The organism is Salipiger sp. HF18 (genome assembly GCF_011806505.1).
Lineage (GTDB): Bacteria > Pseudomonadota > Alphaproteobacteria > Rhodobacterales > Rhodobacteraceae > Salipiger > Salipiger thiooxidans.
In genome coordinates, this window is sequence record NZ_JAATOS010000747.1 from 1 (window position 1) to 1426 (window position 1426).

Consider the following 1426-nt stretch of genomic DNA (forward strand, 5'->3'; position numbering starts at 1 on the left):
ATGCAGCGCGTCATGTGGGTCTCGACCAGCGGGCCGAGGTCGAGGTCGGTGACCGCGCGCTTGGGCTCGCGGAAGCGCGAGAAATCGACGCCGTAGGCCATCGCCTGGTCCTGCAGGTCGCATTCGCCGCCCTGGTCGCAGATCGGGCAGTCGAGCGGGTGGTTGATGAGCAGGAACTCCATCACCCCCTCGCGGGCCTTCTTGACCATCGGCGAGTTGGTCTTGACCACCGGCGGCTGGCCTTCCGGCCCCGGCCGCAGGTCGCGGACCTGCATGGCGCAGGAGGCGGCGGGCTTGGGCGGGCCGCCGACGACCTCGACAAGGCACATCCGGCAGTTGCCCGCGATCGACAGGCGCTCGTGATAGCAGAAGCGCGGCACCTCGATCCCGGCCGTCTCGCAGGCCTGGAGAATGGTCATCGCACCGTCGACTTCGACCTCGTTTCCGTCGATGATGATCTTGCGCAGGTCACTCATTGGCATCTTCCCAGACAGAATTTCCCAGGGGCCGGCACCTCTGCCGACCCGGGCACGGGCGTGCTGGCGCCGGCGTGTCCCCGCCGTGCGTGCCCCACATCACCATGCCCTCAGGAGCGCGCCGATCTGCGAGCCCCTTTCGATTTCCTGACGACCGATGCGGCAGTAGTCCGCCTCGACGCCCAGTGTCACGCCGCGGGCCTTCAGCCAGGCCTCGCCCTCGGCGCGGTATTTCTTCTTCTCGGCCTTCGAGGTCACGTAATCCTCGATCTCGTCCTCGCTGTACCCCAGCGCGCGGGCCCTCGACTTGAGCTCGCCCAGGTAGCTGTAGGCCCGGAACATGCGGGCGCTGATGCTGCCGCAGCGGCTGCGGATCTCGTCGGCGAGCCCCACGGCCAGCAGCCCGTCGTGGATTTCCTTGACCGTGCCCAGCGAGGGCCTGGCGGCAGCAGCCTGCGGCAGCAGGGCGGCGCCCATCACGGCCGCGACCAGCAGGGTCTTGATCTTGCGCATGTCATGTCTCCCGAACAGGGTTGCGGGGCCGCCGGCGTGGCGACCTCCTCTCCCCCGGAAGGTGGGAACGCCGGGTGCGGTCATGCAATAGCACGCCGCGCACGCCCCCGTTATGACAGCCGCTCCGGTCACTCGAGGCATTCCCCCCGATAGGTCAGCTTGTCCTTCTCGATCGGCAGCTGCGACGGCGGCGTGTCCGGACCGATGGCCCAGCGAATGTCCGAGCTGCCGAGATAGTCGATGCAGTACTTGATCGCCTCGTAACTCGCCGCCGCGCGCGCGCCGTCGATCGAGGCGCTGACGGGGCCCGCCGTGGCCACGAACTGCTTGCGGTTGTCCTTGATGCCCTTGGCATCACCGGGGAAGCGCATGCCGCCGTACTGGTAGGCGTTGCCGCCGCCGCAGCCGGCGAGCGCCAGCAGCACGAGGCCGGGCAG

General features: G+C 68.7%; 3 protein-coding genes. All 3 read right to left on the minus strand.

Annotation, left to right across the window (positions count from 1 at the left end; genetic code table 11):
* The coding region (locus HC022_RS26535; RefSeq protein WP_167454378.1) for a 2Fe-2S iron-sulfur cluster-binding protein at nucleotides 1-476 on the minus strand (476 nt) is incomplete at its 3' end.
* Nucleotides 477-575: 99 nt separating this feature from the next.
* Nucleotides 576-989 carry a DUF5333 domain-containing protein gene (locus HC022_RS26540; protein ID WP_089957465.1) on the minus strand — a complete coding sequence of 138 codons (414 nt, stop codon included), beginning with the start codon at nucleotides 987-989 and terminating at the stop codon, nucleotides 576-578.
* Nucleotides 990-1117: 128 nt separating this feature from the next.
* Nucleotides 1118-1426: hypothetical protein (locus HC022_RS26545; RefSeq protein WP_254885280.1), on the minus strand; the 309-nt coding region annotated here is incomplete at its 5' end.